General features: G+C 41.2%; 20 protein-coding genes. 12 read left to right on the top strand and 8 right to left on the bottom strand.

Translation table 11 applies throughout. The features are described 5' to 3' along the window. Nucleotides 1-106 precede the first annotated feature (106 nt). The 3 genes from thrC to JWG41_RS01145 are packed head-to-tail and all read left to right on the top strand — an operon-like array spanning nt 107 to nt 3,374. Entirely contained in the window at nt 107-1,456 is a 1,350-nt protein-coding gene (gene thrC, locus JWG41_RS01155) for a threonine synthase (RefSeq protein ID WP_205268152.1), read from the top strand. Between the two features lie 50 nt (nt 1,457-1,506). Next, nucleotides 1,507-2,217: a hypothetical protein gene (locus JWG41_RS01150; RefSeq protein WP_205268151.1), complete on the top strand. Its 711-nt coding sequence runs from the start codon at nt 1,507-1,509 to the stop codon at nt 2,215-2,217. Then, nucleotides 2,217-3,374 carry an LIC10486 family protein gene (locus tag JWG41_RS01145; protein WP_205268150.1) on the top strand — a complete coding sequence of 386 codons (1,158 nt, stop codon included), beginning with the start codon at nt 2,217-2,219 and terminating at the stop codon, nt 3,372-3,374. The genes JWG41_RS01150 and JWG41_RS01145 overlap by 1 nt, the downstream gene beginning before the upstream one ends. Before the next feature lie 146 nt (nt 3,375-3,520). Here the strand turns inward: JWG41_RS01145 and leuS are convergent, their stop codons facing one another. After that, a complete protein-coding gene (gene leuS, locus JWG41_RS01140; protein WP_205268149.1) occupies nt 3,521-6,124 on the bottom strand; it encodes a leucine--tRNA ligase in 2,604 nt (867 codons plus the stop codon). A 552-nt stretch (nt 6,125-6,676) separates the two neighbouring features. Between leuS and JWG41_RS01135 the strand changes: the two genes are divergently transcribed. Continuing rightward, entirely contained in the window at nt 6,677-7,453 is a 777-nt protein-coding gene (locus JWG41_RS01135; RefSeq protein WP_205268148.1) for an ABC transporter ATP-binding protein, read from the top strand. Then, complete coding sequence (locus tag JWG41_RS01130; protein ID WP_205268147.1) at nt 7,450-9,993, top strand: ABC transporter permease; 2,544 nt, start codon at nt 7,450-7,452, stop codon at nt 9,991-9,993. Before JWG41_RS01135 ends, JWG41_RS01130 begins: the two co-directional genes overlap by 4 nt. A gap of 58 nt (nt 9,994-10,051) precedes the next feature. Here JWG41_RS01130 and fcpA read toward each other — a convergent pair whose 3' ends face one another. Then, entirely contained in the window at nt 10,052-10,954 is a 903-nt protein-coding gene (fcpA, locus tag JWG41_RS01125; protein WP_205268146.1) for a flagellar coiling protein FcpA, read from the bottom strand. Between the two features lie 232 nt (nt 10,955-11,186). Between fcpA and JWG41_RS01120 the strand changes: the two genes are divergently transcribed. Genes JWG41_RS01120 through panB form a run of 3 tightly spaced genes read left to right on the top strand, consistent with a single transcriptional unit; the run spans nt 11,187 to nt 13,309 of the window. Beyond that, on the top strand, nt 11,187-12,050 hold the full coding sequence (locus JWG41_RS01120) for an ATP-binding protein (protein WP_205268145.1): 864 nt from the start codon (nt 11,187-11,189) through the stop codon (nt 12,048-12,050). 4 nt (nt 12,051-12,054) lie between these two features. Then, the gene (gene folK / locus JWG41_RS01115) at nt 12,055-12,528 is read left to right on the top strand and encodes a 2-amino-4-hydroxy-6-hydroxymethyldihydropteridine diphosphokinase (protein ID WP_205268144.1); all 474 of its coding nucleotides are present in this window, start codon (nt 12,055-12,057) and stop codon (nt 12,526-12,528) included. After that, a complete protein-coding gene (gene panB, locus JWG41_RS01110) occupies nt 12,503-13,309 on the top strand; it encodes a 3-methyl-2-oxobutanoate hydroxymethyltransferase (RefSeq protein WP_205268143.1) in 807 nt (268 codons plus the stop codon). Before folK ends, panB begins: the two co-directional genes overlap by 26 nt. A 3-nt stretch (nt 13,310-13,312) precedes the next feature. Here panB and JWG41_RS01105 read toward each other — a convergent pair whose 3' ends face one another. From JWG41_RS01105 to JWG41_RS01090, 4 genes are read right to left on the bottom strand one after another with little or no spacing between them, the layout of a single operon-like run. Next, complete coding sequence (locus JWG41_RS01105) at nt 13,313-14,362, bottom strand: 3-deoxy-7-phosphoheptulonate synthase (RefSeq protein WP_205268142.1); 1,050 nt, start codon at nt 14,360-14,362, stop codon at nt 13,313-13,315. Between the two features lie 2 nt (nt 14,363-14,364). Then, a complete protein-coding gene (locus JWG41_RS01100) occupies nt 14,365-14,706 on the bottom strand; it encodes a rhodanese-like domain-containing protein (protein WP_205268141.1) in 342 nt (113 codons plus the stop codon). Beyond that, a complete protein-coding gene (locus JWG41_RS01095) occupies nt 14,706-16,646 on the bottom strand; it encodes an ABC-F family ATP-binding cassette domain-containing protein (protein WP_205268140.1) in 1,941 nt (646 codons plus the stop codon). The genes JWG41_RS01100 and JWG41_RS01095 overlap by 1 nt, the downstream gene beginning before the upstream one ends. Nucleotides 16,647-16,695: 49 nt before the next feature. Beyond that, nucleotides 16,696-16,857: a hypothetical protein gene (locus JWG41_RS01090; RefSeq protein WP_205268139.1), complete on the bottom strand. Its 162-nt coding sequence runs from the start codon at nt 16,855-16,857 to the stop codon at nt 16,696-16,698. 110 nt (nt 16,858-16,967) lie between these two features. Here JWG41_RS01090 and JWG41_RS01085 point away from each other — a divergent pair, with 110 nt between their 5' ends. Further along, the gene (locus JWG41_RS01085; RefSeq protein WP_205268138.1) at nt 16,968-17,804 is read left to right on the top strand and encodes a YihY/virulence factor BrkB family protein; all 837 of its coding nucleotides are present in this window, start codon (nt 16,968-16,970) and stop codon (nt 17,802-17,804) included. On the opposite strand, the gene JWG41_RS01080 is transcribed toward JWG41_RS01085, so the two are convergent. After that, entirely contained in the window at nt 17,789-18,202 is a 414-nt protein-coding gene (locus tag JWG41_RS01080; RefSeq protein WP_205268137.1) for a hypothetical protein, read from the bottom strand. The two genes, JWG41_RS01085 and JWG41_RS01080, sit on opposite strands and share 16 nt — an antisense overlap. 153 nt (nt 18,203-18,355) lie before the next feature. Between JWG41_RS01080 and JWG41_RS01075 the strand changes: the two genes are divergently transcribed. The 3 genes from JWG41_RS01075 to JWG41_RS01065 are packed head-to-tail and all read left to right on the top strand — an operon-like array spanning nt 18,356 to nt 20,281. Continuing rightward, complete coding sequence (locus tag JWG41_RS01075; protein ID WP_135576284.1) at nt 18,356-18,796, top strand: hypothetical protein; 441 nt, start codon at nt 18,356-18,358, stop codon at nt 18,794-18,796. Continuing rightward, a complete protein-coding gene (locus tag JWG41_RS01070) occupies nt 18,777-19,349 on the top strand; it encodes an LIC12231 family lipoprotein (protein ID WP_205268136.1) in 573 nt (190 codons plus the stop codon). The genes JWG41_RS01075 and JWG41_RS01070 overlap by 20 nt, the downstream gene beginning before the upstream one ends. A 5-nt stretch (nt 19,350-19,354) precedes the next feature. Next, a complete protein-coding gene (locus JWG41_RS01065) occupies nt 19,355-20,281 on the top strand; it encodes a sulfite exporter TauE/SafE family protein (RefSeq protein ID WP_205268135.1) in 927 nt (308 codons plus the stop codon). 34 nt (nt 20,282-20,315) lie between these two features. Here JWG41_RS01065 and JWG41_RS01060 read toward each other — a convergent pair whose 3' ends face one another. After that, nucleotides 20,316-21,500, bottom strand: coding sequence for an Acg family FMN-binding oxidoreductase (locus JWG41_RS01060; protein ID WP_205268134.1), 1,185 nt, complete (start codon nt 21,498-21,500; stop codon nt 20,316-20,318). Nucleotides 21,501-21,524 lie beyond the last annotated feature (24 nt).

The raw sequence follows: 21,524 nt of genomic DNA, 5'->3' as shown, positions 1-21,524 counted from the left end.
TCTGTTTCCATATCCATCAAAAAACGATAAAAATCATTCGTGCATTTTTCCCCTTTCTCCAGAATGGAAAAGGAAGTTTCCGTAAATCTGAAGCCTAGAGAAGTCTATGTCACTTACAAAATATCAATTCCGAGCACAGTTTCGTTGTACCAATGACTCCTGTCGCAAAACCTACCCTCTCCACCAAGTGATTTATTCCTGCGAGTCTTGCGGGGAACTTTTAAATGTCGAACACGATATAGACAGCCTCAAACAAGTTTCCGCACCTGAATGGAAATCGGAATTTGAATCTCGGTTCCGTTCCAGCCAATTTCCCTATGCCTCTGGGGTTTGGGGGAAAAAGGAATGGGTCCTTCCCGGCATTAGTGATGAAAATATCATTACTTCGGGGGAAGGGACATCACATTTGTATGATGCCGCTCGGTTTGCCAAAGATTTAGGACTCGCAAGCCTTCACATCAAACAGTGTGGGATTTCTCATACAGGTTCTTTTAAAGATTTAGGGATGACGGTTCTTGTGAGCCAAGTCAAACAAATGATCTCTGATGGAGTTCCCATCCAAGCAGTCGCTTGTGCTTCTACGGGAGATACTTCGGCGGCTCTTGCTTCTTATGCAGCCAAAGCAGGCATTCCCTCCATCATCCTTTTACCAGCAAACAAGGTATCAACGGCCCAACTCATCCAACCCGTCGCCAATGGTGCTTTAGTTTTGGCACTCGAGACAGACTTTGATGGTTGTATGGCAGTAGTGAGAGAACTCACCAAAGAAAAATCCATCTATCTTGCGAACTCCATGAATTCACTTCGCATTGAAGGGCAAAAAACAATCTCTGTCGAAATTACACAACAGTTAGGTTGGAAGGTTCCGGATTGGATTGTCATTCCGGGTGGAAACTTAGGGAATGTTTCGGCTCTCGGGATGGGATTTGAGATGATGTTGGAACTGGGACTCATTGATAAACTACCAAGAATTATTTTAGCCCAAGCAAAAAATGCAAGTCCCCTCTACGAATCGTTTAAGAAGGGTTTTGCGGACTTCTCTCCAGTCACTGCAGAAAAAACTTTAGCCTCTGCGATCCAAATTGGGGATCCAGTTTCTGTGAAAAAAGCGATCCGTGTTCTAAAGAAATTCAATGGCGTTGTGGAAGTGGCTTCGGAAGAAGAATTGGCCAATGCTGCCGCTCGCGGAGATCTTTACGGACTTTACAACGATCCCCATACCGGTGTGGCTCTTGCTGCACTTTTGAAATCAGTGGAATCGGGTGTTGTGAAGAAGGGTGAGTCAGTGGTTGTGATCTCTACAGCGAATGGACTCAAGTTCACAGAATTCAAATTAGCCTTCCATGAAGGGAAAATCCCTAACATTGATGAAAAACTGAAGAACCAAATCCAATCTTGCAAACCAAACATCAGCGGAGTGATGGAAATCCTAGGCAAACAACTGAAGAAATCATAAATCGCTAGACAAATCCCCTACATGTTGGCAAATTTTTTCAGTTTACCGGTATGTCTCAAGAGATCCAACTAACTTCTCAGTTTCGCACCACGGTGGATCATGCCGTGGAGTTAGGTAAAAAGGTCTCAATGATCACTTACGTGATGGGGGATATCGGTGAGGCCAAACTCAAATACATTTTGTTCCGAATTTTAGGTTCTGTGGGTCGTGAAGATTTGATGGAGCTCTTTTATACAGCGGCCAAAGAACTCATCGTCAACTCCACAAAAGCTGCCATCAAAAGAATCATCTTTGAGGAACTAAAACTCAACATTCGAAATTTAAATGATTATGAAGAGGGGATGAAACTCTTTAAATCGAGTCTCAACGAAAGGAAATTTCCCACATACAAAAAGAAGATGCGGGAGACCGGTCACTACGTAAAGATCACTTGCATCTACCAAAAGGACAAAATCGACCTAGAAATCAGAAATAATTTTCCATTATTGCCAATTGAGGCAGAACGGGTAAAAGAAAAGTTTATTAATGCGAAAAAGTATGATAATCTATTCGAGTTCTTTATGGAGCACGGCGATAGTACGGAGGGAGCGGGAATGGGAATCACAATGGTAGAAATATTATTGTCTCAGTCTGGTTTTGACCGTCGTTTACTCTCTATATATTCATCAGAAAGGAAAAAGGAAACAGTAGCGCGTGTGGAAGTACATTTAAGTGAGATTCCCAAATCCACAGAAACACACGAACAATTGTTTGTAGAATAATGTCCGAATTAAGCTCAAAAGCAGATCAACTCAAACGACAAGCAGACCTCATTGGTCTGACAAGAGAAGCCGTGTTTACGGACGAACAAGCCAAAGAAGTTTTACAAGGTAAAATTACAGATGGTTACTTAGTAAAAGTTAAAATCGATTTGGACAGTTTGAACGGAATGGTTCTCATTCTTGTATCCTCCATTCGTAAACATGTGATGGAATTGTATGCTGTGGTAGGAACGTCGCCCACCTTTAGGCGAATCCGAACCTTTGCTGATCATGTTCAGATCTCCACCGATTTAGGTGATATTGGAAAAACAGGTGGATATGACCCGGCGATTTCCGAGAACATTGGTCGTGCTGTACACAGAGCCTTCACCAAAGAGAAGTTAGAGGAGTTACTCCCCCTTTGGCAAAAAAAAGACCCTTCTCATATTGCTGAAATTTTAGAAATGCCCATCCTTACTGCCACAAAAGGTAGGAATATCAAACTCCAAGCCGAAGTGGACAAACTATCGACGGCAAAGTTTCGTTATGAAAATCCAATGAAAGGTGTGATCCTTCCCATTCCGAAACCAGATGACGAATCACCATCTGCAAAAGATGCTTCGGTTCCGGGAGTTTCCACCGAACCAGCAAAAGGTGAACTTTCTTCCCTCGAACGCCAGATTGCCCAATACCGAGCTTCCTTCCCTAAAGAATTGAATATGAAAACTGTCATTTCTCCCATCAATGGGGTGGAGTTTGATAATTTGGTAGAGGGTATGGAAATTTTATTCCGTGTTCCCACAGAAACTCCCGAAGGTCTCACCAATGCACAAATTCTTGGACTCATTGATGAAGAAGGAAAAATAACAAAAGACCCAGTGGTGGGAAGGTTTCTTGGAATTGCAGGTAGCAAAACAGAATACCATATCTTTGCCGAAGGTCCGAACCAGTATTTACTTCATTCCGTCGAAGAACATCCGGTGAAGGTTGCCATTCCCAAACCAGCAGCTATGGCAACACCAAGCAAAGGTTCTGCGGGACAAACAACCAAGAAAAAAGTGGGAAATGCTCCGGCACAGGAATCCAAAGGTTCGGGCGCCAACTTGTTTATGCTTATGGGTGCCTTCATTACCATCGTCCTCTTTGGAGTGTTGATTTTTGTAATGGTGATCTTATAAAAAAGGATTTAAAAGAAAAAACCCCTAACTTATCCAAGTTTGGAAGATAGGGGTTTTCTGATTTCGGAATTTGTGATTCCATTTGGAAAGTAATTTAAACTTTCCATTTTGAGTTTAATGAATCTTAATTTCGAACGAAAAGAAATTTATCCCGCAACCACTATGTTTACGAGTTTTCCCTTCACATAGATTTCTTTTTTGATTTCTTTGCCTTCCCAAAATGGTTTTGCTTTTTCCACTGCTTTTGCGAGAGCCAAAACTTCTTTCTCTTCGATATCCCTTGGGGCAAGGAACTCTCCTCTCATCTTTCCATTCACTTGGATCACAATCGTAATGTTCGCATCAATCAAATACTTCTCATCCCATTTGGGATAAGGATGGTAGGCGAGTGATTCTTTGTGTCCAAGTTTAAACCAAAGTTCTTCTGCCAAATGAGGAGCATAAGGAGAGAGTGCCAGAACAAATGGCTCTAATACTTTTTTTGGTTTTCTAGGATTTGTTGTGAACTCATTGATGAAGATCATCATCTGAGACACAGCAGTATTGAAAGAAAAATTATCGATATCGTCTTTTACTTTTTTAATCGTACGATGTAGTGTTTTCAGTTCGGCTTCGTTTGGTTCGATCTCTTCTACAAAGAAGGATTCGTTTTCACCTGAATGAAACAATCTCCAAACTCGATTTAAAAATCGAAACACACCATCCACCCCGTTTTTACTCCAAGGTTTGGACATCTCAAACGGACCCATAAACATTTCAAAAAGCCTAAGTGTGTCCGCACCAAATTCAGAAACTACATCATCTGGATTGACAACGTTTCCGCGTGATTTGGACATTTTCCCTTTATCTTCTCCCAAAATCAAACCTTGGTGGACCAATTTTTGAAATGGTTCTGGGGAAGATACATGTCCTAAATCAAAAAGGATTTTATGCCAAAATCTAGAGTATAGCAAGTGTAATACGGCGTGTTCTGCCCCACCCACATAGACTTCCACAGGCATCCAAGCTTTTTCAAGTTCTGGATCGATGAGTTTGTCGTTGTTTCTTGGATCGATATAACGAAGATAATAATAACAAGAACCAGCCCACTGCGGCATCGTATTGGTTTCTCTTTTTCCGACTTCACCGGTTACCGGATCCGTATAAACAAGCCAATCTTTTGCTAAGGCAAGAGGAGATTCACCGGTTCCAGAAGGTTTGAATTCTTCTAGGTCAGGTAATACCAAGGGAAGTTCTGTTTCAGAAAGAGCTTTTGGTGTTCCATCTGCAAAATGAACGAGAGGGATGGGCTCTCCCCAATACCTTTGTCTGGCAAAAAGCCAATCTCTTAGTTTGAATTGGATTTTTTTGCGACCAAGGCCTTTCTTTTCTGCCCAAGTGGACATGGTTTGGAAGGCATCTTTGTAAGATTTACCATCTAACTGTACTTCTGCGGAAGAAGAGTTGATACAAATTGAATCTTTGGAATCAAAAGCAAGGTTTGGTTCCATTTTTCCATCGATGACTTGTTTGATCGGAAGTTGGAACTTCACAGCAAAGTCGTAGTCTCTTTGGTCGTGAGCAGGAACCGCCATGATGGCACCGGTTCCATAGGAAATTAAAACATAATCAGAAATATAAATCGGAACTTTAATAGAAGAATCTGTTGGCAAAGTTGCGTATGATCCAGTAAACACACCGGTTTTGTCTTTATTTAGTTCGGTTCGTTCCAAATCACTTTTTAAAGAACAGTCCTTTTGGTATTTCTCGACTGCTGATTTTTGTTCTGCAGTTGTGAGTTCTGCCACGAGTGCGTGTTCTGGGGCAAGGACTAGGTAAGTAGCCCCAAAAATAGTGTCGGGTCTTGTTGTATAAACAGTGATGTCTTTGGAAAGGGAAGGAACCGGGAAACTGAGTTCCAATCCTTCGGATTTTCCAATCCAATTCCTTTGCATCTCTAAGGTAGAAGTAGGCCATTCGCAGAGAGAAAGATCATGTAGCAGACGTTCGGCGTAAGAAGTGATGCGCATCATGTATTGGCGCATGGGTTTTCTTTCTACAGAATATCCTTTGGAAGTCCATTCTTCGACCTCTTCGTTGGCAAGAACGGTGCCGAGTGCCTCACACCAGTTGACCGGAATGTTTGCTTCATACACCAATCGGAAATGAGAGAGGATATCTTCTTTTTCCTTACGAGATTTGGCCTTCCAGTCGGAAGCCGAAAATTGGATTCCTTTCGGTAGTTCTTTTCCTTCAAAAAAGGAAGAACCTTCTGTTTCTAAGGATTGGATGAGGGAAGCGATCGGTAGGGCTTTGTTTTCTTTGCGATCAAAGTAGGAATTGTAGATTTGCAGGAAAATCCACTGGGTCCAGCGGTAATAATCCGGGTGAGTGGTCGAGATTTCTCGATTCCAATCATAAGATAAACCAAGGCTTTTGATTTGGCGGCGAAAGGTATCAATATTGTTCTTTGTGGTGGTGCGGGGGTGAACTCCCGTTGTCATCGCGTATCTTTCGGCAGGAAGGCCAAAAGCGTCCCATCCCATGGGGTGAAGGACTTCAAATCCTTCCATTCGTTTGAGTCGTGAAATGATGTCGGTGGCTGTATATCCCTCAGGGTGGCCTACGTGCAGTCCTGCGCCACTTGGGTAGGGAAACATGTCTAAACAATAGTATTTAGGTTTGGTTGAGTGAGCGTCCGTGCGAAAGGTCTGGTGGTCGTCCCAGTGTTTTTGCCATTTTTGTTCAATATCTTGGAATGGATAATTCATCGACTAACGTAGAGAAAGTGTAGTAATTCTACTTTCTCACGGAGTCGATGATTTTTACAAGCTTTTTGAAACTCTTGGACAAACAAACTTTGCAGAGATTGTATTGATAAAGGTTCGTGATGGATCCACATTCCGCACAAGGTTTAAGATTATTAATTTTCACATTCATAAAGTCTGCAGTTTTTATCTTTGTATTGCTTTCGAGCATTCTATATTTACCTGTATGAGTCCGCTTATCGACAGTGCTGTTCATAAGTCCCCAAAATTCCCTAAAACAGGGGGAGGGGAAACACTACGATGAAGTTACTTTATATGAAACCGACCCTTTGTGGTCAAAAAAAATTAGGATGTACACTCGAAAAGATAAGTACTTTTTATCAGATTTTTTTTCAATCTGTGCAATATAGTTGGAACGAAAATGAAAATTGAAAAAATTATAACTGTTATGGAAAAAATTAAAAAATCGTAGTTAGGCGGTATTTTTTCTGGTAAATGCCCGTTATTAGTCATGTCTTTTTTGTTAGGCGATAAAATCTTTGGGGGAAAAACCTAGTGTTGGAATTTAAAAATGTGTTCAAGTCATTCCACAATGAATCGGAAACGATTGATGTGTTGAAAAATATTTCATTTCGCATTGAAACAGGCGAATTTGTAGCGATTATAGGCCCATCAGGTTCCGGTAAGTCAACACTACTTGGTGTAGCGGCCGGTCTAGATAAGCCGGATACAGGTATTGTTTCCTTGGATGGAGTCAATATCACAGCGGAAAATGAATCTAATTTAGCTGATTTACGTGCCGATCGGATTGGATTTATCTTTCAAAACTTTCAATTACTTCCAGGACTCAATGCAATTGAAAATGTAGGGATTCCATTATACTTAAAATCATCACTTACAGAAGCAGAGATTTTAAAAAAATCAGAAAAGATATTAGAATCTGTATCTATGTCCCATCGTGCGACTCACTTCCCAAAACAATTGTCAGGTGGTGAAGAGCAAAGAATTGCCATTGCAAGAAGTTTTGTCAACGATCCAAAGATCATTTTTGCTGATGAACCCACTGCCAACCTAGATTTTAAAAATAGCAAAACAGTTTTGGATCTATTGTTATACAGAAACAAAGAACAAGGCACAACACTTGTTGTGGTCACCCATGACCCTGATGTGGCAAAACTTGCCGATCGTGTGTTGGAAATGAAGGATGGAGAAATTATTTCGGATTCAAGGAACAAAAAGAAGATTCCTTCTGCTCAATCCAAGAAAGTAACCGCAAAAAAGACCACCAAACAGAAGAAAACGAATTCGCGTCTTAAGCAGGCGAGTCGATGAAAGCATCGCTGTTTCGATTTTATCTAAAGCGGGAGCTATTCTCTCGGTTTCGGTATTCACTCCTCATTGTGGTTTCGATCACCCTCGGTGTGGGTTCGGTAATTGGGATCCATTCCTACAAAGACAATACCGCAAATGCCATCAAAAGAGAGGCAAAAACGATTATGGGGGCCGATATCGCCTTACAATCCCCTCAAGAAATCACCAAAACAGCGGAAAAATTGGTCGAAAGCACCCTGCCTAAAGGTTCAGAAACCAGTGCTTCCATTCAGTTTTTATCTATGATTTCCAATGAATCGGGAGAAGAGAATTCCCTTAGTTTTATCAAGGCTGTGGAAACGAATTACCCCTTTTACGGGGAAATGAAAACCGAACCGGAATCGGCCTACAGGAATTTAAAACCAAACCAAGTTTTACTCGATAAATCCCTTGTGGAAAACCTAAAACTAAAACTCGGAGATCGGGTGCGGTTGGGGGATAGTTTACTCGTGTTAGCTGGTGTTGTCGTAAAAGAACCGGGTGCTGTAGGATCTTTTGTCGGATCGGCTCCAGGTTCCATCATTCGTAGAGATACGGCCGCGAAAACGGGACTTGTGCAGAGAGGAAGTCGGATTCGATATACTATCTATGCTAAGTTTCCTGATTCCATCGACAGTTTGGATTGGAAGGACAAAGAGTTTGAAACTCTTATCAAAGAAGATTTAACCATCTATCACAATACAGAAGTAAATTCGGGATCCCAACAGTTCATCAAAAACACTTTCGATTATATGGCCCTCCTTGCTCTTGCTGGTTTTTTTCTCGGAGCCATATCCGTATATACAGCAGTAAGAACGCGTTTACTCGAAAAAAGAAACGAGATCGCCATCCTCATGTGTCTCGGTGCCAAACCCAATGTGATTTTACTTTTGGTCTTTGCTGAAATTTTAATTCTATCGATTTTTGGAACTACGCTCGGACTTGCCTTGGGATATGGAATCCAATCCATCTTACCTGATATCAGCGGACTTATGGCTGTAGAAGCAGGGATTGTATTTGGATTCTCTTTTTCTTCTGTTCTTTGGAGTCTGGTGCTCGGAGTTGTATTACCACTCCTCATCTCCATCCCTCTTGTTTTAGAAACAAGATCGGTGAAACCTCTTGCAGCACTGAAAGAAGTAGAATCACAAACCAGCGGCAACTTATCCACGTCCAAATGGCAATTTGTTTCTTTTCTTTTGATTTATCTTCTCTTTACCAGTCTTGCGGTCTTGGAAACGGAAAGTATCTTCAAAGGGATTCTTTTTACTCTCGTATTGTTAACCTTACCGGTTCTTGTGTACGGATTGTACATCCTTCTTGGACTATTCATCACTAAAATTTCTAAACTGGGATGGCTTTCGAAAGAGTGGAGTCTTGTGACAAAAAAAGTCACTCGTAAATCAGGAGCCCTAAGACTTTCCATCATTGGGCTTGGGTCTGCTTTGTTTATTTTGACATTGTCCCTCATCTTACAAGAAAGTTTGCTCGAACTGAGCGGTGCTCGTGAGATCGAACGAAGGCCCAATATGTTTCTTTTGGACATCCGAGAGACACAAAAGAATGACCTACTAACGGCCATTAAGGCTTTCCCTGTAGAAAAACAATATCTGGCACCTGTGATTGGCGCTCGGCTCTCCAAAGTCAATGGGGAACCCATCAAAAAAGAAGATACCATCAAAAATGCAATGGATCGCAATTGGCGGGCCACTGCCAGAACTCGGGAATACTTCTTATCGTACAGAGATGAGATCTATGATACCGAAGAAGTGACCAAAGGGAATTGGTGGGACGAATCAGGACGAAATGAAATTTCGGTGGAACGTGATTTTGCCGGTTATTTGCAAGCGGGAGTGGGGGATGAACTCACCTTCAATGTCCAAGGCCGTGAAGTTTCGGGAAAAATCACCAACCTTCGTTCTGTGAACTGGGCCGATATGAAACCGAACTTTGTAGTCCTTTTCTCCAAAGGGATTTTGGAAAAAGCACCCCGGTTTTATATTGTTTCCTTACTCATTGATACAAATGAAGACAGATACCAATTACAAAAGGTCATTGTGAATCAGTTTCCGAATATCACGGTGATTGATACGGAAAAAACCATCCAAGCCTTTATGGGAATTTTAGAGAAAGTGACACAGATGATGGCGCTGATGACAGCCTTTATTTTGGCGGCCTCTTTTGTTCTCGTATTTACAACGTTATATGCAAGCCAAGCGGAACGAAAACGCGAATTCGCATTGCTACGAGTGATTGGAGCCAACAGTCGTTTTATGGTAAAACATTTTTTACGAGAAGCCCTGCTTGTGTCTGTGATTTCGTTTTTACTCGGACTGATTTATTCCGTGGTTTCCAATGAAGTACTGAACCGATCTGTTTTGGAACTGAGAAGTGTCTATCCTTATGGACAACTCACTCTAGTGTTTGTGGGAATTTGTTTTGTGACTGTGAGTTTGTATGCACTCGGACTCTTTAGTTTCTTTCGAATGCCAACGAAGACAGTGCTAAAGGAAATCAAATAAAAACAAAAAAGCCCGGGGTTAAAGCCGGGCTTTCTCATTGAAAGAGATGTTTTCGGGGTTATTGTGCTACCGAAATAACCTCATCTCGGTTGATTACGTTAACAATATGTTTGTATTCAGGAGAATCTTTTCCATATTTTAACTCAGTGGCACGTAGTAAGTGAACGTTCTTTTTGTAACGATACTTGAAGAGCATATCATCTGGTCCTTTGGACTTTTTGATCATATTTTCTTCGAAGCTATATGCACTTGCAAGATACTTGTGAGCAGGGTATTCTTTCTCGTTATCATCGATTTCGATGTAAAGTTCAAGAATTGGGATGGTTTGAGGAAGATTTTGTAAATCATACTCAGCCATTACCCATGAACGGTAAACATCAGAAAGAAGTCTTTTAAACTCAGGTCTTTCTCTTAAGTCAGGGTTTTTAATTTCGTCAAGGTGGTTGATCGATTTAGAGAAGTAGTTGAGAGCGTCTTGTTTCGCTTTCATTTTTTCACGGTAAACTACACGTTCTTCTCTGGATTTACGATCCACTTTTTGCCAGTACCATTTTTCATCTAAGCGTTTCTTTTCCGCTTCTTCTTTGCGGTACTGCTCAACCCAATCTCTATTTTTCATAACGGTATTGATACCGGATTGGTAGTTTGAAAGAGCCAAACGGAATTGGTTGTTTGCGAAAGTTTTAGAAAGTTGGTGTAACTCTTGGAAAGTTTTGTTATACCCTTTGAAATCAGGATTCTTCCAAAGAGATTCCTGTTCCATAATTTCTTTCTTTCTCTTCTTTTGGTCTTCGGTAAGTTCCGCATCGTCATTCTCAGGAACGAGTTCGCCTTTGAGAAGTTCGTCGACTTGGTCTTTAGCCGCTTGGCTATCTTGAGCGTTCGCAGGCTGAGTTTGTGCGAAAAGCACACTGAAGCCGGACACCAGTTGGAGAATAAGGAGATACTTAATAATCTTCATAGTCGTGTGACCCTTTTGTCTCTTTCAATATTTGAAGGAATAGGTTTATCTATTTCTTCAATGAAAGTATCGGAATGGCAAGAGTCAATAATAACGATTTAAAGAGGAAAAAAACCTAATTGTGAACTTTTTCTTTCAATTCCCTTTGGTTTAAAGGGACATAAGTCCTGAATCTCCTAAAAAATCTCATTCCTTGACAGCTTAGTGAATTCGAGAAGATTGCTCCTTGGAGATGAATTTATCCGAAATTACTTCCATCCGGGACGGAAATCCGCAGTGTAAAACCTGTGGAGGGGTCGGAATTACCTTAGCAGAACATGTCCGGGGATCTCGTTCCGGGGCCCTAGTTCTTTGCCATTGTATAGGTAGCGACTGTAACACTTGTGAGGCGAAAGGGCAGGCCCCTTTTATGACTTTTGATCGAAAATTGGACAAAATGCTCCCTTGCGTTTGCCACAATGCTCGGTTTTCCCTTCGCAACCTAGAGAATTTAGTCGAAAAAGCCAACGTTCCGGCACGGTACCGCTTCCAATTTTTGTCCACAATAGACATTGGAGATACAGCAAACGACCCCGATATGTCTTTTATCATCGCTCATGACTGGGCCAATGAACTGGTTCATAAATTTAAAAATCCCGATTTTTCCCCACAAGGTTTTTACCTTTGGGGTGGGACAGGGTCTGGGAAAACCTTACTTGCCTGCGTCATATTAAATGAACTCATCTTTCGTTATGGAATCACTTGTAAGTATGCCAAGGTAAACAAAGACTTTTTGTCTGCCATTCGTGACACTTACCAATCCGATAGCGAAACTCATGGGCAAGAACGTTCCATCGAAAAGGAATTTGCAAACGTTGATGTTCTTATCATTGATGATTTTGGCGTCCAAAAGGAATCCGAATTCAACAATCGTAAGTTATACGATCTCATTGATAGTCGTTATGAACAAGAGAAACTCACTCTTCTCACTTCGAACCACTCGCTTGTGGAGTGGAGAGATCGGGGCCAAGGTCGCATTTATTCACGGCTTATGGAAATGACCAAAGAAATTGAATTAAAGTGTCCGGACTATCGCACTAAGTTTGTAAAGAGGTAAGATCATGAAATATTCCAACATTGCCTTTTTGTCTCTCGGTTCCAACATTGGTGACAGACATCATTTTATGGACCAGGCAATTTGGGAAATTTCGACTCTACCCGAAGTTCAAATTTTAAAACAATCAGAAAGATTGGAAACTGCTCCTTTAGAAAATACCAACCAACCTTACTTTCTAAACCAAATTTTGAAAGTGATGGCATCCTCTGCTCTCACACTACCTTGTTTATTGGATTCATTACAAGGAATTGAAGACAAACTAGGTCGTAAACGTAGATCTTGGAAAGGTCCTCGTGAAATTGATATCGATATTCTTACTTACGAAGCAGTAGTAATGAAAACAGATTTTTTACACCTTCCCCACCATTCGCTTTATTCTAGACCGTTCATTAAACAATTGTTAACTGATATGGGAGAAATTGGAGTTTATGCACTCTTTTTGGAACTAAACCATGAAAAACATTATTCTACAGTATAAGAAAAAATACGATGCGGGAGAACCAATCTCCGTTGTTACTTGTTACGATTATACCTTTGCCACTCTCTTTAACCGAACCGAAGTAGATTGTTTACTTGTGGGAGATTCTCTCGGAATGGTGATCCAAGGAAACCAGTCCACACTTCCAGTCACACTGGATGAAATCATCTACCATACAAAGGCGGTTTGTAAGGGAGCTCCGGACAAAACCATCATTGCTGATTTGCCTTTTTTATCTTACCAAACATCGATTGAAGAAGGGATTCGTTCTGCGGGCCGTGTGCTCAAAGAAACCAATGCTTCTTGTGTGAAACTGGAAGGGGATTCTGAATTTATCATCGAACTTACCAAGAGGATGACAGAATCCGGGATTCCTGTTTTCGCACATTTGGGGCTCACACCCCAGTCAGTTCATACTCTCGGGGGACACCGTGTCCAAGGAAAAACCGAGGCCGCTCGTTCCAAAATGATTCGCAAATCTAGAGATATCGCGGAAGCAGGCGCCTTTGCCTTATTACTCGAGATGGTTCCCGAGTCCTTAGGGAAAGAAATTACAGAATCCATTCGCATTCCTACCATTGGAATTGGGGCCGGAAAGTATACCTCGGGCCAAGTGCTTGTGATGCAGGATTTACTCGGCCTCAATGAGGACTTCCATCCTAAGTTTTTAAAGAAGTTTGGGAATTTGAGTGGGGCAGTGAAGGATGCGGTGAATCTTTACCACCGCGAAGTTTCTAAACGTGAGTATCCATCGGAAGCCCACGTTTTTTCTGATACTTAAAACCTATTTTCTCTTTTTAGCGGCTTCTGCCAATCGTTCGAACATAGGAACTGTCGTTTCCCAAGAGACACAAGCATCCGTGATGGACTGACCATAAGTGAGTGGTTTGGCATCGATGGACTGGTTTCCTTCTTTCAGATGGCTTTCAATCATCACACCTAAAATATGGTTACTGCCATTGGCAAATTGTTCCGCGACTGCATCAATCACACTCGGTTGTTTGCGATAGTCTTTTTGGCTATTGCCATGAGAACAGTCTACCATGACTTTTGCTGGTAGGCCCGCTTTTTCGATTTGAGCACAAACCTCAGTGACAGACGCCTCATCATAGTTAGGCCCTTTGTTTCCCCCGCGTAAAATGACATGAGTGTCTTTATTCCCCGCAGTACGAAAGATAGCACTACTTCCTTGGTTGGTCACAGAGAGAAAATGATGGCTGGAACCTGCAGAACGAATGGCATCCACAGCAATTTGAACATTTCCATCCGTTCCATTTTTAAAACCAATCGGGGCAGAGAGACCCGATGCCAATTCACGATGGACTTGGCTTTCTGTCGTTCTTGCACCAATGGCACCCCAAGCGACTAAATCAGCAATGTATTGGGGAGAAATCACATCTAAAAATTCGGTTCCGCAAGGGATTCCCATATTATTTAAATCTAACAAGAGCTTGCGGGCCAGTTGGAGGCCTTTGTTGATATGAAATGATCCATCTAAATCGGGATCGTTGATGAGTCCTTTCCAACCCACAGTGGTTCTTGGTTTTTCAAAATACACTCTCATGACGATGAGGAGTTCGTTTTTGAATTCTTCAATTTTTGGTTTGAGTTTGGATGCATATTCCATTACGGCACCGATGTCGTGAACAGAACATGGTCCAACGACAACTAACATTCGCTTGTTGTCTTTTCCATGGATGATATCAGAAATTTCGCTTCTGGTGCGTACGACTACTTCGCAAGCCTCATCAGTGAGCGGAAGTTCTTCGATGATAACAGAAGGAGGGATAAGGTTATGTTGTTCTAAAATTCTTAAATTGGCTGTAGGTTTCATAATTAATACTTTTGCATGGAAGGGTCTACTAAATCGGAATAGGCAAGGGTTCCACCAGCTACGTTTTTATAAGATTTGAATCCTGCTTGGGCCAAAATTCCGCAAGCCATTCCTGACCTTCCGCCTGAACGGCAGTACACCAAAATTTCTTTATCGATTTGGTTTTTCAATTCTTCAACACGAGCAGCAAGTTCACTAACGGGAATGAGTTTGTCTGTACCAGGAACTAGAGCAATTTGTTGTTCATTCGGATTTCTTACATCCAATACAAAAAAATCATCCTTTCCTTCTGCACGTGCATCCAATCGTTTTTTAAAACTTACTACATCAATTTCCGGTACCATTATGTAACTCCGCCCATTTCTTCTAGTTCTAGAGTTGCATCCTCCCAACGTTTGGTAAGGAGAGCAACCTCTCTTTTAATATCGTTATAAGTGTCCATTTCCAACTGAAAACTTCTGTTTTTAAAGAACTCCGGGTCCTGTAAAAGTTCCTCTTTGTCCTTTTTATTTTTTTCCAGTCTTTCTATTTGGACTTCCAAATCGGAAATTTCTTTCTCTAATTTTTTCCGTTTGTTTTTACTTGCCTGCGGATTTGCTTTTTTTTCTTCAAATTTTGGTTTGCCCGAAGTATTCGAGGCAGGAGACTCCTTTTCATCTTCCTTATGGAACTTGAGGTAGTCGTCAAAGCTGCAATTTAGGTTTTGTAACACTCCTCCCGAGAGTTGGAAGGTGCGGTTACAAAGGCCCTTCATAAAATCGGGGTCGTGGCTGATGATGAGTAGGCTTCCCGGAAAGTCGACGAGGGACCTTTTGATGGCTTCCCGAATCACAATGTCCAAATGGTTTGTGGGTTCATCTAAAAATAGGCAATTGGTGGGATGGTTGACAAGAAGGGCCAATCGGAGCCGGCTCTGCTCTCCACCTGATAGGTGTTTTACGGATTTAAATACCCCATCTCCTGGAAAGGCAAAATGTCCGAGTAGGGTTCTTGCTTTTTCGATGCTCAGTTCTGGGTATTTTTTTAGGACTGTTTCCACAAGATTGAGACCTTCGTCCAAATCTTCCCCGTGGGTTTGGGAAAAGTATCCCAGTTTGGTTTTCGGGCCATAATAGAGGGATCCAGAATCTAATTTGTGTCTTTCCAAAAGACAACGCATCAGAGTTGATTTTCCTGCTCCATTGGGACCAACTAACGCTACTTTGTCGCCTGCCGAGATTTCAATCTCAGCATTTTCAAATATCTGTTTTTTCACTCCTGTATTTTTATCAGGATAAGAAAAAGAAGCATTTTCTAATCGAAGGATGATATTACTCGAAGGAACAAATTGGAATTGGTAGTCTGGTTTTTGGTTCCAGAAAGATTCTTCTGGATTGTCGACTCGGTCTCTTTTTTCCAAACGTTTGATGACTGACTGGACTTGTCTTGCTTTGGTTGCTTGGGCACGGAAACGTTCCACCCATTCCATTCGGCTCTTAAGATAAGTTTCTTCTTTTTCGAATTGGGCTTTCAGTTGTTCTTGGATTTCATTTTTGGCTTCAAAAAATTCTTCCAAACTTCCTTGGAATTCAAAAGTTCCATGAGGATTGATTTCAATAATGGTATCGACGGTTTGGTTTAAAAATTCAGGATCATGGGTCACAAGAACAAAGGCTTGGTTCTGTGAGACAAGAAAGTCAGCTAACCAAGATTTGGTTTTATCATCCAAATGGTTTGTGGGCTCATCCAAAAGTAATAAATTATGTGGGTTGAGTAGGGCAATGGCAAGACCAATGCGGTGGTGGTAACCCGGCGAAAACTCTTTGGTTTTGCGTACGAAGTCGGCCGTGGAAAAACCAAGACCCGATAGGATTTTTTTAGCTCTCGCCTCTAGACCGTGTAAGTCGTGTAAGTGGGCAAATTCTTCCAGATCACTTTGTTCGTGTAAGAGTTCTTCAAACGCTGGATCTTCATGATCTATGGTTTCGAATTTGGATTCGATATTCTTTCGTTTCCCATCATACTCAGCATAGAGTTTGTTTTCATCGAGAACCGTATCTATCACCGAAGTTTCGGGGCTGAATTCTGGGATCTGTTGAAAAAGAGAAAGGACGGTATTTTTGGAACGAATGACTTCCCCGGATTCGGGTTTCATCTTTCCGGCCGCCATCTGGAAAAGCGTGGTTTTTCCGGAGCCGTTGGGCCCCACGATGGCAACACGACACCCTGGTTTGATATGCCAGCTGAATCCCTCAAAGAGAACTTTGGGGCCGAAGTGTTGGTGGATTTGGATGAATTGGATCAAGGGGTGTGAAAACCCGCCGGTTCGGCGGGGAATTTAGGAGGAACTAACCTTATTTCTTGGCTAGAAGTTCCGCCTTTCTTTCGCGAAGGTGTTTCACATAAAGGCTTGATTCGCCGTTCATGGTTTCGACAGACTTTTTAATGGCCGCGTCAATTTCTTCGACCGTCATCTTCGCGATTTTTTTGTTCTTATTTTCTTTTTCTTCTGACATGGAAGTTTTCCCCTTTTAGGTACGTCACTGAGATTCTTCCAGGGTTTCCGTAAGATTGGAGACTGCAAGAAAAATAAGACAAAAATACAGACAAGTTCCAAACTGACCGCATGAAACGCCTCCGACGATTTTTTAGTGAAGTGTACTTGTACGATGTCCATGGCCTAGCTTCGGAACTTTCGTTTACCTTCCTTTTGACCTTATTCCCGCTTCTGGTTGTCTTTGTGACTCTCCTTGGGCTTTTGCAAGATCCAAGAACCATCAATTTGATGACGGACCAAATCGGTAAATTTCTACCGGCACCCATTTTTCAACCCATAGACAAAAGTGTGGAAAATCTAACGAAGGTTAAAAGTTATAATGTGATTGCTCTTAGCATTGCCATTTCGTTTTTTTCTAGTTTGACTATCTTTGGAACTATCTCCAAAGCACTTCGGTTTATCTCTCGGGATGAAACTAAGGTGGGTTTTATTGCATCCCAGTGGATCAACTTTCGATTGTTAGTGATCTCTCTACTACTGCTTGTTTTGTATTTTTATCTGACATTTGGAATGGTTGCCGCGGAACGATTTTTGTTTCAAAAGTTTCGATTTGGGTTTTTCAGATACAATCCTTATTTATCGGTATCGCTGATCATTTTGCCATATAGCATTGGTTTGTTTACATTCTATTATGCTTATATTACCAAAGCAAAAACGACTTTAAAAGAAAATTTACCGGGTGCGATTTTTGCGTCACTACTCGTTCTTGGAATGAGTTTTGGATTCCAAGGCTATCTCAAAATGAAAAACGTAGGAGTGAATTATTCCTTAGCCTATGATTTGATTTCCAAAATGGTAGTGCTAATGTTGTACACCTATATCAACTCTACATTTTTTATTTGGGGATTTTTATGGAACCAAGTCCTTGCGGATGATCGAAACAAAAAACCTCAGTCTAAAAAGTAATCGGGTTCTAAGATCCTAGGACAAAAAGAAATAATGATTCCAAAGTAGTGGCGTGCCAAGGAATGGAATAACCACTCTCCTCCAGAAGAAAGGATATCATCGGCATCAAGGTCGGTGTATCCTTTTTTATGAAACAATTGGTCAAGACTCCAATTTTCTTCTCCGGGAATGACTTGGACTTTGAGATGAGCATAAAATTTATTCTCTAAGCGATGGTAACGAAATACCAATGCCCTGCCACCTAACGGATTTCTAATGGTGAAGGTGAGCCAAGTTGGAAAATCGTTTTCTGGTTCTGAACTCAAATGATAAAGTTCCCAACCTATATCCTTAGCATTTCCAAAAAATTCTTGGAAGCTGGATGCAAAGGCAGATTGGTATTCGGTTGTGATCCCCATTTGTTTTTTGATGGAAATGGAACCCCAGATTTAAGGCAAATTTTATCTCAAATTTTCTAATAAAGTTTTGAAATGTTTTTTGGAAAAGAAAGGGAAATTCCGGTTTCCCTAAGAATGAGATTCGTTATGATGGGGAGTTGAGGTTTGTAACCTATGATCGAAACCATCAATATCAATTGGCCGAGCGGAGCCATCGATCCCGTCATCCATTGCCCAGCTTGCGGTAGTCTTGTCCTCAGTCCCTTAGAGGAAGAGGGGCCTGGTTGCCACCACATTCAATTCATCATCGATAGTGAATCTGGCGAATTTAACTACATCACTGAAGCCTTTGATGAAATTTTAAAAGAATTTCGTAAACCTGACGTGGAAGAGTTTGATGAGTGGGATGCTACAGAAGTCTTTTTAGAAGAATCAGAATCCAATACATTCTACGTAATGAATTTAATTTTACCTAGTAATGTTTCGATTGAAGATGATCCTGTTTGTTTACGCATTGGATTTGAATTATTTTTTTCAGAAGACCAAGAAGAATTGTACGAAGAATTAGAAAGAAGACATGACGAGGAAGGTTTGCATGACCATAGCCAAAACTAAAGTATCCCCTATTGCAGTTGTAATAGTTTCACTTTTCATTTTTACCAATTGTTTGATCAGTTATAAGGATCACCCCAAAATCCTTCCTCTTCCTTCCGAAGAAAAAACAAACGATGCTAACTTTGTTTATGTACTCCCTACATTTCCCCAAGTGAATTTAGGGGGAAGGGAAGCTCTTAAGAATTATTTTCAAAACAAAACTCGTTTTAAAAATACAGTGGAAGGTGTGGATGTTCCGAAGACTGGATATTTGGTAAATGTAAAAGTAAATTACCGTTCCCCTTCTCCGGAAGCGACAGTCTTTCTTGGAATTTCGACTCTTACTGCAACCTTCCTACCTGCTTGGTCCACACAAGATGGATATGATGTTCAATACCTTCTCTATAAAGATGGAAAGAAGGTGGGAACTTATGACTACCATATCTTTAGAAATTATGCGCAGTGGATTTTGTTCATTCCTATTTCTTGGTACAACTTTGAAACAGCGACAGAACGAGAAGTGTTCGAAAGAACGACACTGAAGTTCTTTGAGGATGCTAAGGATCATTTCTAAAACCATTGGATTTCAACTTTCAAATTTATCATGATTTTATCTGGGGATTTTGGCCCGGAATTATCGTAGTTTTTGGAGTTGGATTCTTTGTTGGGTATTTAGCCTCTTTTTTAGGTTTGGGGGGAGGGTTTATTTATACTCCCTTCTTCCATAGTTTCTTCCACCTTACCGCAGTCCAAGCGGTCGCTGTTTCCTTAGCGCAGATGCCGGTCTCTTCTCTTTCTGGTCTTTTTGTGTATCACAAAAACAATAAAATCCGTTGGAAACAGGGATTCCTTTTATTAGTTACTTCGATTCCTGCGGCCCAGTACACTGCCTATAAGTTTGGTAGGTTTGAAGATACAGAACTCGGTAAACAGTTGTATTATGGGATTCCATTATCAGAATTCATTTATCTGATCGTGTTTACTATTTTTCTAGGAATCCTTGCGATTTATAATTTGATCATAGCTTTAAAGAGAAGAAGGAAATACTACCAATCTCTGGAAGTGCAGTCGCAAAATTTGAATCCAAATCCAACGGCGACTAACGAGAACCATGCGGAATCATTTTCCTATTCACCCAAATCAGTTTTCATTGTTCTAGTTACTGGAATTTTCTTTGGTTTGTTTTCTTCCCTATTTGGGATTGGTGGGGGATTTCTTGCCGTTCCCCTATTTGTGTATTACTTTCGCATGAGTCCTGTTGAAGCAGTCGCCACATCGTTTCTCGGAATTTTTCTCACTTCCTTTGGAACAAGTGTATTATTTTTTATGCAAGGAAAGTTACATTTGGAGCTCGCACTTGTCGGAAGTTTTGGTGGGATCTTTGGCGCAAGGATTGGTTCCCTAAAAGCAGTGAATGCCAAACCTTATAGCATCTTACTTGTCACAGCCTTCTTCCAATTTTTGGTCGTGGTTTGGTATGTGCTTGGAAAACTTCCAAAATTTTAGTTTGTTTCTGATTCAGAAATATTGATTCGATTTTTTAAATCAAAAAACTTTGGATCTCACGTCTCGGAGAATCATAATCGTAAGAGCTCCTTCCCATCCGTGCAATCAATTGGATTTGTTCTTTTGGTTTCAAACCCAGTAAAGTTTTTAATGGTTCGGTGAAGGCTCTACTTTCTGGATAGTCTTCCACCGATTGGTTCATGGTATGAAAGGCAATGTTACGCACAGCGCACGCCAAAGTGAGTCGCATAAAATCCCTTCCTGTTTCGATCCAAGTCCGTTCCTCATCAGATCCTTCTGTAATAAAGAATACCAAAGCTTTGGAAGAATACACTTGGTTTTGGAACATTTGGATTCCTGCTTCTTTGGAGGATTCGGAATGCCAAGCCTCTTTGGATAGATCTACAAAGAATGTTTTTGCAAACCAAAGTTTGATTCCTGAAAGTCCATTTCCCTCGAGTGTGAGTCCATCTCGTTTGTTGTAGATATCTTCTTTGGAAACACGAAACCACTTTCGATTGAGTTCATTGGAGGATGTACGATTGGTTTCCATGGCAAAAGCAGAATCAAGGATAGGAAGGATGGATTCTAATTTTTTTGGATCATTGATGAAGAGTAACTGGTGTCGGATTGGGCCAGTTAACATTTTTAAATCTTCAATTTCTTCTTTTGTCAGAATGTCTCCAGAATAAACAGCGCGGTTCATACGGCGGTTGGGAACTCCGGCAAATAAAAAGTCATGAACACATTTTGTTTTGGGGAAAATTTCGAATTTCGCCACTGGGTTCAAGTGAAACGTTTTGGGACTTGGTTTTCCTTTGGGAAAGTAAGTGATTTTGGTATCAAACATAAGTTTATCGGCCGTTAGATGAGCTAACTCTAAAAAAGCCCCTTGGGTATGAAAGAATTGGCGGTTCCGCGAATCGATTTCCGGAAGTTGTTTTTCAGAGTCACCAAAAAGTAAAAATTCCGAATCGGAAACCCTCTTAATTTTCCAGGGCTGTGAATTGTGGGAATTGGGGGCCAGGAGGGCGGTGATGAGGATCTGGTCCAAGGGTTTGGAGAATCCTAAAGACTCCGCATACCCCAGGGGGTCTTTTCTATGGTTCTGGGAATCCTCGGCGGTATAGGCGTACAAATTGGTTTGTAATGTAGAGAGGGACACCAAGGCACCGGAGGCAAAACTGTTCCATAAAAATCTTTTTCTTGTGAGCTTCATTATTTTCCCTTTTATGGTTCTAGA

The organism is Leptospira chreensis (assembly GCF_016919165.1).
GTDB classification, from domain to species: domain Bacteria; phylum Spirochaetota; class Leptospiria; order Leptospirales; family Leptospiraceae; genus Leptospira_A; species Leptospira_A chreensis.
Note: the sequence above shows the minus strand (reverse complement) of the source record. Positions and strands in the feature narration are given on the sequence as shown.

Bases quoted from the DNA above. Each gene is read 5' to 3' on its own strand.
- folK (WP_205268144.1), top strand. From the start codon at position 12,055: ATGAAATATTCCAACATTGCCTTTTTGTCTCTCGGTTCCAACATTGGT.
- JWG41_RS01120 (WP_205268145.1), top strand. From the start codon at position 11,187: ATGAATTTATCCGAAATTACTTCCATCCGGGACGGAAATCCGCAGTGT.
- thrC (WP_205268152.1), top strand. From the start codon at position 107: ATGTCACTTACAAAATATCAATTCCGAGCACAGTTTCGTTGTACCAAT.
- JWG41_RS01080 (WP_205268137.1), bottom strand. From the start codon at position 18,202: ATGGGGATCACAACCGAATACCAATCTGCCTTTGCATCCAGCTTCCAA.
- leuS (WP_205268149.1), bottom strand. From the start codon at position 6,124: ATGAATTATCCATTCCAAGATATTGAACAAAAATGGCAAAAACACTGG.
- JWG41_RS01060 (WP_205268134.1), bottom strand. From the start codon at position 21,500: ATGAAGCTCACAAGAAAAAGATTTTTATGGAACAGTTTTGCCTCCGGT.
- JWG41_RS01090 (WP_205268139.1), bottom strand. From the start codon at position 16,857: ATGTCAGAAGAAAAAGAAAATAAGAACAAAAAAATCGCGAAGATGACG.
- panB (WP_205268143.1), top strand. From the start codon at position 12,503: ATGAAAAACATTATTCTACAGTATAAGAAAAAATACGATGCGGGAGAA.
- JWG41_RS01105 (WP_205268142.1), bottom strand. From the start codon at position 14,362: ATGAAACCTACAGCCAATTTAAGAATTTTAGAACAACATAACCTTATC.
- fcpA (WP_205268146.1), bottom strand. From the start codon at position 10,954: ATGAAGATTATTAAGTATCTCCTTATTCTCCAACTGGTGTCCGGCTTC.
- JWG41_RS01145 (WP_205268150.1), top strand. From the start codon at position 2,217: ATGTCCGAATTAAGCTCAAAAGCAGATCAACTCAAACGACAAGCAGAC.
- JWG41_RS01070 (WP_205268136.1), top strand. From the start codon at position 18,777: ATGACCATAGCCAAAACTAAAGTATCCCCTATTGCAGTTGTAATAGTT.
- JWG41_RS01130 (WP_205268147.1), top strand. From the start codon at position 7,450: ATGAAAGCATCGCTGTTTCGATTTTATCTAAAGCGGGAGCTATTCTCT.
- JWG41_RS01100 (WP_205268141.1), bottom strand. From the start codon at position 14,706: ATGGTACCGGAAATTGATGTAGTAAGTTTTAAAAAACGATTGGATGCA.
- JWG41_RS01150 (WP_205268151.1), top strand. From the start codon at position 1,507: ATGTCTCAAGAGATCCAACTAACTTCTCAGTTTCGCACCACGGTGGAT.
- JWG41_RS01085 (WP_205268138.1), top strand. From the start codon at position 16,968: ATGAAACGCCTCCGACGATTTTTTAGTGAAGTGTACTTGTACGATGTC.
- JWG41_RS01075 (WP_135576284.1), top strand. From the start codon at position 18,356: ATGATCGAAACCATCAATATCAATTGGCCGAGCGGAGCCATCGATCCC.